The 6,650-nt window shown below is 66.8% G+C and carries 8 protein-coding genes and 1 pseudogene; 3 read left to right on the plus strand and 6 right to left on the minus strand.

Annotated elements, in window-relative coordinates; genetic code table 11:
* Nucleotides 1-109: 109 nt before the first annotated feature.
* The 5 genes and pseudogenes from U9983_RS00810 to U9983_RS00830 all read right to left on the minus strand — a co-directional run.
* A pseudogene (locus U9983_RS00810) lies at nt 110-352 on the minus strand (DUF6247 family protein); the annotation flags it as partial.
* Between the two features lie 21 nt (nt 353-373).
* Nucleotides 374-589 (minus strand): type II toxin-antitoxin system HicA family toxin, encoded by a 216-nt coding sequence (locus U9983_RS00815; protein ID WP_322749736.1) that lies wholly within the window; start codon nt 587-589, stop codon nt 374-376.
* The gene (locus tag U9983_RS00820) at nt 582-800 is read right to left on the minus strand and encodes a type II toxin-antitoxin system HicB family antitoxin (protein ID WP_322752177.1); all 219 of its coding nucleotides are present in this window, start codon (nt 798-800) and stop codon (nt 582-584) included. Before U9983_RS00820 ends, U9983_RS00815 begins: the two co-directional genes overlap by 8 nt.
* A 69-nt stretch (nt 801-869) precedes the next feature.
* On the minus strand, nt 870-2,219 hold the full coding sequence (locus U9983_RS00825; protein WP_416211235.1) for a DUF2867 domain-containing protein: 1,350 nt from the start codon (nt 2,217-2,219) through the stop codon (nt 870-872).
* A gap of 158 nt (nt 2,220-2,377) precedes the next feature.
* Nucleotides 2,378-3,634, minus strand: coding sequence for a lipase family protein (locus U9983_RS00830; protein ID WP_322752179.1), 1,257 nt, complete (start codon nt 3,632-3,634; stop codon nt 2,378-2,380).
* 618 nt (nt 3,635-4,252) lie between these two features.
* Between U9983_RS00830 and U9983_RS00835 the strand changes: the two genes are divergently transcribed.
* From U9983_RS00835 to U9983_RS00845, 3 genes are read left to right on the plus strand one after another with little or no spacing between them, the layout of a single operon-like run.
* Nucleotides 4,253-4,618 carry a hypothetical protein gene (locus tag U9983_RS00835; protein WP_322752180.1) on the plus strand — a complete coding sequence of 122 codons (366 nt, stop codon included), beginning with the start codon at nt 4,253-4,255 and terminating at the stop codon, nt 4,616-4,618.
* Complete coding sequence (locus tag U9983_RS00840) at nt 4,615-5,256, plus strand: hypothetical protein (protein WP_322752181.1); 642 nt, start codon at nt 4,615-4,617, stop codon at nt 5,254-5,256. The genes U9983_RS00835 and U9983_RS00840 overlap by 4 nt, the downstream gene beginning before the upstream one ends.
* Before the next feature lie 40 nt (nt 5,257-5,296).
* The gene (locus tag U9983_RS00845; RefSeq protein ID WP_322752182.1) at nt 5,297-5,443 is read left to right on the plus strand and encodes a hypothetical protein; all 147 of its coding nucleotides are present in this window, start codon (nt 5,297-5,299) and stop codon (nt 5,441-5,443) included.
* Here U9983_RS00845 and U9983_RS00850 read toward each other — a convergent pair.
* Nucleotides 5,440-6,558 carry a glycerophosphodiester phosphodiesterase gene (locus tag U9983_RS00850; protein WP_416211236.1) on the minus strand — a complete coding sequence of 373 codons (1,119 nt, stop codon included), beginning with the start codon at nt 6,556-6,558 and terminating at the stop codon, nt 5,440-5,442. The genes U9983_RS00845 and U9983_RS00850 overlap by 4 nt on opposite strands.
* Between the last annotated feature and the right edge of the window lie 92 nt (nt 6,559-6,650).

Genomic DNA, 6,650 nt, shown 5'->3' on the forward strand with positions numbered 1-6,650 from the left:
GGCAGGCTGAACCGGCCCCGTCCGGCCCCGTCCGGCCTCGCGCTACCGGCTCTGGGCCTTATGGGCTCTGGCCGCGGGCGCCGTATAGATCGGACGGCGTAAGCGGCCATCAGACCCGATCGGGCGCGTAGGGGTGGCCGGGTGGGTACCAGGTCTCCGCGATGACAGTGAGGTCGCCGACGGCGACGCGGCGGCGGTCTTCGTCGGCGCCGGCCTGGATCTCGGGGTTGGCGCACAGCAGGGCTTGCGGCCACCAGCGGTCGACGACGGCTTGGGCCGGGGCGAGGTCGATGTCGTCGTCGGCGGCGACCAGAGCGGCGCGGAACTCGGCTTCGAACTCGGCGCGGCGGCCTGGGTCGAGCGGCGCGGCGTGCTACGGCAGGAAGTCGGTGATGCTCAAGCCGGACTGGCCGACGATGGACCGGAAGGTTCCGATGCGCATGTTCTTGCGTCCCATGGGGACAATCACGGTCCGGCCGGGCGGCCCGTCGTGCCGGTATTTCCGGTGAGAGCCCTTCTGTCCAGCAAGGCGGAAGCCGTGCTTTTCGAGGATTTTGCAGATTTCCTCAGAGGATGGCGTGTTAGGCACTTTGCAGCGTCAGCTTCGCCACCTTCGCCTGGTAGACGGGATGTGTCTCGATGGCGTCGCCGTCCTCGAAGAACAGTTCCAGGGCCTCCTGGACGTTGGCGAGGGCGTCATCCTCGGTGTCGCCATCGCTTGCCACGTTGACTTCAAGACACTGCGCGACAAAGCCGTCGTCCTCGTGGTATACGACTATTGTGAGCTGTCGCTCTGTCATCGTTCGATGTGCTCCCATCTTCTTGTTCTCGATTACCAAACGCAATTTTAGCAGAACGGAAGGTGTTTATCAATTGGCGCGATGGTGTTGGTGTTCCGCCGCGCCTGTGATGGTGTGGGCCATCCTGCCGAAGACAAGGTTCTGGAAGGGCGCGACGGCCTTCCAGCAAAGGTGGCCGGCCAGTCCGTGCGGTTCGAAGACCGCCCGTTGCCGGTAGAGCGAGCCGCCGGGGGCGGGGGTGGCGGACATCTCGAGCCAGGCACGGCCGGGCACCGGCATCTCGGCGCGCAGCCGCAGCAGGTGGGGCCGTTGGATGTGTTCCACGCGCCACCGGCCGTGCGTACCGGCGACAGCCTCGATGGCCTGCCACAGCGCCCCCGTATCGGCCCGGGTGCCGCGTTCACGGACGTCCTCGTACACCGTCCCGCCCGACCAGCTCGGGTCGGTGGGTAGTGGGTCCGAGGGTGCGCGCGGCGTCGAGGTGCCCGACCAGCGGGTGGGCACCGCGGCCTCGCGAGTCCTGGCCAGTGCCAGGTCGACGGCCCGCTCGTAGCCCGTCAGCCCGTCGGGCGGGTCCGGGATCTCGTCGGTGATGTCACGGTCGCGGCAGACCACCTCGTGGATGACGGACTCGATGAGCGGGACGGCGATGCTGCGCGGCACCGGGGTGACCAGGTTGACCCACTGCGCGGACAGCCACGGGGTGAGCAGCGGTACCGGGAGCACCAGGCGCCGCGGCAGGCCTGCGATCTCGGCGTAGCGGTGCATCATGTCCAGGTAGGTGAGGACGTCGGGACCGCCGATGTCGAAACCCCGGTTCACCGTGCCGGGGAGGAGCTCGGCGGCGTGGGCGAGGTAGTGCAGCACGTCGCGTATTGCGATCGGCTGTACGTGGTTGTGCACCCATCGCGGGGTGACCATCACCGGGAGTCGTTCGCTGAGGTAGCGCAACATCTCGAAACTGGCCGATCCAGAGCCGATGATGATCGCTGCCTGCAGGACGACCGTGGGCACACCCGAGTCGAGCAGGATCCGTCCGACCTCCGCCCGGGAGGCCAGATGCGGGGACAGCCGCTGGCCGGTGGGGCTGATGCCGCCCAGATAGACGATCCGTCGCACCCCGGCCGTGCGGGCACAGGTGGCCACGGTGTGGGCGGCGGCGCGGTCCAGCGTGACGAAGTCGCGTTGGTGTAGGGAGTGCACCAGATAGTAGACGACGTCCTGTCCGGCGAGGGCCGTGGCGACGCCGTCGGCGTCGGTGACGTCCGCGGCCACCACGTCGACCTGGTCGCGCCAGGGCACGTCGGCCAGCGTGCCCGGACTGCGGGCCACCGCCCGTACGGCATGCCCCCGGCCCACCAGCTCCGGTACCAGCCGGCCGCCGATGTAGCCGGTCGCTCCCAACACCGCGCATCGCACACCCTGATGCTTCCCCCGCCAGGGCCGGCGGATGTCGCCCAGCGGTGGGTCGGCGCGGGCGGCGGCGGCCGCCGCCCGCCGCCCGCCGATCCCTTCATCCCAGGAGCCCGGATACGAACGGGGACGGGTTGGCGTCACCTCAGTGGGCACCTCAGACGTCACCTCAGCATGAAGAGCTGCCTCAGGCGTGCCTGAATGAGCGGTAGGCCGACGGTGGATACATCGTAGTGGCCCGCCCCCTCAAGGACGGCCAGATTGATGTCGTTGCCGTTGGCCACCATCTTGTTGACGGTGTTGTAGGTGACAGAGCTCGGGCTGGTGATGTCATCGGTACCGTACAGCCAGAGGATCGGGCCCGGCAGCGTTGAGTTCTCGAGCCGCCCCTGGTTCTGGTCGAAAAACCGGGCGTTCTCTGGAAGCGAGTTGGCTGTCTCGCCGTGGATCCCTGGATAAGAGTCCAGGCGATGGGAGGGAGCGGCGTTCAGGTAGTTCTGGATATCATGCCGGACGAGGGCGTTCAGGTCCGGCAGACATGTCTGCCAGTTCTGCTGGTAGAACCTCAACATATTGGGACCGTAGATCTGGGCCGGGTCGACGTGGTAGCCTGCATAACGTTGGGTCTTCGTGAAGTAAATGGTTTCCGCATTGGCAAAGACCAGCTGGTCGATCTGACGGCCCGTCGGCCCATATCCAGATTGAGAGGCATCGACAATATCACGCCACAGGACCCTGTTCATGGCGCGAATATCCGGAACCGGGGCGATGGCGATGGCGCCGCGATACTCCAGGTCGGGATCAGCTTTCTTGGCCACGTTGGAATAATAAGCGGCGGCAAGCGATGCGAAACCCCCTTCCGACCACCCGGCCGACACCCATTGCCCGGACAGTTTGCTACCAAGATCTCGTTGCGCGGCGACAGCAGCGAAGATCATCGAATTCCCCGCGCTGGAAAGGTGATAATAGCCGTGGCCGGCCCTGACGCCATCGGCCACGGGACCCAGTCCTTCGTAGTCCGGAGCGACGACGGCAACGCCCATCTTCAAGACGGCTGCCAGTAGGGTGTCGTTCGGCCCGTCAACCCATGTGTTGTGTTCCTGGAGCTGGACGCTCGGCGCACACTCCGGTGCCCGTCCGACGGTTCCGTGACCCCAGACGACAAGGGGCCAGCCGTGTGGCGGTGGTGACCCGGTGGGAACAAAAAGCATGGCCGTCGCATTGATCTGTTTTCCCTGGATGCCCGGCATGTGGTAGGCGAGCAATGTGCCCGTAGCCACACTGGATATTACCGGGGGCACGTTTCGCAGGGATGTGGGAGTACCGACGACGTCTCCGTCGCCTGTTGTACCCCCGGAGCCGCCGGCGCCCGCCGCGGGCGTGACAAGCCCACCGGTGAGAAACGCAACCAACAGCAACACGACCGCGGATCTGCGCTGCCGCTGTAGGAACGCCATCCGGCGAAATCCCCGCCGACCCGACGTCTTCGGGCGGCAGGTGCGGGTGGACGGCCTGTGCGGCGGAGTGCTTTCAGCTGTCTCGATCACGTCTAAAACCCACCTTCGTCCTGCCCTGCGGTCACCAGTCAATAGTGATCAATGTCGGTAGGCTTGCGTTCCCTGATAAGGATAGGAAATGCAGTCTGCTTCCGCATGCTGAGAGGCAACTTTCCGTAGCTGTTCATCCACACATGAGTGTGTTCGCGGAGCGCGACGATGCCGGCGGGTGGGGTCGCCCGCTCATGATTGACCCGGCCGGGACCGCGTCGACCCATGACGCGGCGGTGTGGTTCGAGGATCGCGGGTACGCGGGGCCCGAGCACGCACCTCGCCACATCGCTCCCCATCCATCGCTTCGCGATGCACGCACCCCAGCCCCACTCCTTGATCCACGTCCCTATTGTCGGGCGCTCTAAAAAGCATGATCGCTCGATCGTCGGCCACGGATGGTTTCCCGATATTGCTTCTTGGTAGCGTGCTGGTTAGCCTTCAGGCGTCTGGGGTGGTAACGGTGTGCGTGCCCATGGAAGGGGCAACGAAGTGACGGCGAGTGTCTTCGGATGCGATCCCGAGGTCGCCCGGCAGATGTCCGGTGAGCTGGCAGACATTCGCGCTGCGCTCTCCTCGCTCGGTGCCGCTTTCGACGGTCTGCATGGTCAGACGGGGTCGGGCGAGGTGGAGACGGCCCTGCATCATTTCGTCAGCCAGTCGTCTGACCGGCGTGAGTCGCTGGACAAGTTGCTGGAGCGGGCGTCCGGCCTGCTGCGTGGCCTGGCAGACGGGGTATCCGCGGCGGATTCCGGCCTCGCCGGAGTGTTGCCGCCGGCGGCACCCACGGTTTTGGTCGCTGCGTCTCCTGACGCCGGCGTGACCGCGTCGCCGGTGGCGGCGGGCGGTGCGGTGTGAGCGGCACCGGCACCGGTGCCCCGACCTGGTTCACCCTTCGGGTGCCCCGCTCCTGGTTTGAGTTCGACGTGTGGCGCGCCAGCCGTACCGGTGACCTCGCGCGTCTGGTCGACGAGCGGATCGCGCAGTTCCCGCAACTGCGGCCACACCGTGCGGCGCTACTCAGGCTGCTGCGGGAGGTCGCTGAGCGCGCGGAGCGGCAGGGGGCTGTGTATTGCGCGGCCACAGCCGAACTGGTGGACGGTTCCGACGGTCTGGTGGCCAGTGTGATGGTGTTCCACACCGACGGCATGGCGACCGGCGCGGACAACACGGCCGAGGCGATCGCGGGTCAGATCACCGCGGTGGCACCGACGGTTCGGAGCTCTCCGTGGCGTACCGTGACGGTCGTCGAGATGCCAGCCGGCCGGGCTGTGCGTACGCGTGGGGTTGAGCGGTCGGAGCCGGACGGGGTGCCGATCGACGGCGTCATCATGCAGACGCTCATTCCCGTGCCGGACGGTCGCGGTGTACTCAATGTTGTTCTGAGCAGTCCGCATGTCGACATCGCCGAGGAGTTATTCGAGCTGTTCGATGCCATCAGTGACACGTTGGCGTGGTCGCGGGACCGTCCGGAGCAGTTGTCCACGGCAGGTTGAGGTCGCACAGTCATTGCGTCAAAACGCCGACGTGCTGAACATGGTGGCGAGGTTGTTCGCCGCCACCATGTTCAGCACGGTCTCGCAACGCGGGGAGCTCATCCCCGCTGGAATTACGCCGTGCTGTGCCAGCCAGGACGCCAGCCAGGACGCCAGCCAGGACGCCAGCCAGGACCTGGCCGGCTAGGACTTGAAAGCCTCATTCCGGGCGATGACACCGATGTCGGCCTGGTCGGTGAACAGCCCGTCGATGCCGGCCTTCAGATATGTCACCTGCTCGTCGATCCCCCGACCGAAGTCGCTGAGGTTCGCGCCGCGCCGGTAGTCCACCGGCAGGAAGTTGTTCTCCGCCCGGAAGGTGTACGGGTGCAGTACCAGCCCCGCGGCGTGCGCGTCGGGGACGAGCGAGGTCGGCGTGCCCAGCGTTCCGTCCGCGGCCCGCGGGATGATCTGCGTCTTGTCCGGTCCGATTCCGTTCGCGTAGCTTGCGATCTGTCGCAGGCCGGCCGGCGTGGACAGGTCCGCGTAGGTCCGCGGGTCGCCGGCGTCGATCAGATCGAACGGAGCGCCGCCAGCGCTGAGCAGCTGCACCGAGGGAGCGCGCAGGCCAAGCGTACGCAGCTGGCGCAGGCTCCCCGTCTCGAAGGACTGCACGAACACCGGGGCGCCGCGGTGGTTCAGGCCGTATCGGTTCAGGAGGTCCAGGAGGCGCTGCTCGAGGGGAAGACCGGCTTTCTGGAAGTACGTCGGGTGCTTGGTCTCGGGGTAGACGCCGAGCTCGCGGCCGAGCTCCCGGGACAGGCGCTGGCGTAGCTCGAGCAGCTCGACGAAGGTCGGGACCTCGAACCGGCCGTCGTACATCGTGTTCTCCTGCCGGAAGGCCGGCAGCCGCTCCTTGGCGCGCAGGGTCTTCAGCTCAGCCAGTGTGAAGTCCTCGGTGAACCAGCCGGTGACCGGCGTGCCGTCCAGCACCTTGGTCACCTTGCGGGCGGCGAACTCCGGGTGGTCGGCGACGTCGGTGGTGCCGCCGATCTCCGGCTCGTGCCGGCAGACCAGGACGCCGTCCTTGGTGGGCACGAGGTCGGGTTCCATGAAGTCGGCGCCTATCCGCGCGGCCAGCTCGTACGAGGCGAGGGTGTGTTCAGGGCGGTAGCCCGACGCGCCGCGGTGCCCGATCACCAGCGTCCGATGGCGCTCGTGGCCCCCGAATTCGGCGGCTGACGCCGATGATGTGCCGGTCACTCCGGTAGCGGCGACCAGGGGGGCTGCTGCGATGCCCGCAATCACGGTACGACGGTCCACGAGTCCTCCAGCGCAACGGCGGCGACCCTCGCCGGCGGCGCGCTTGTGCAGCAAACCGATGGGAGAGAACGATGGAATGGACCGCATCTTAT

Source organism: Protofrankia sp. Cas3 (genome assembly GCF_963555955.1).
GTDB lineage: Bacteria > Actinomycetota > Actinomycetes > Frankiales > Frankiaceae > Protofrankia.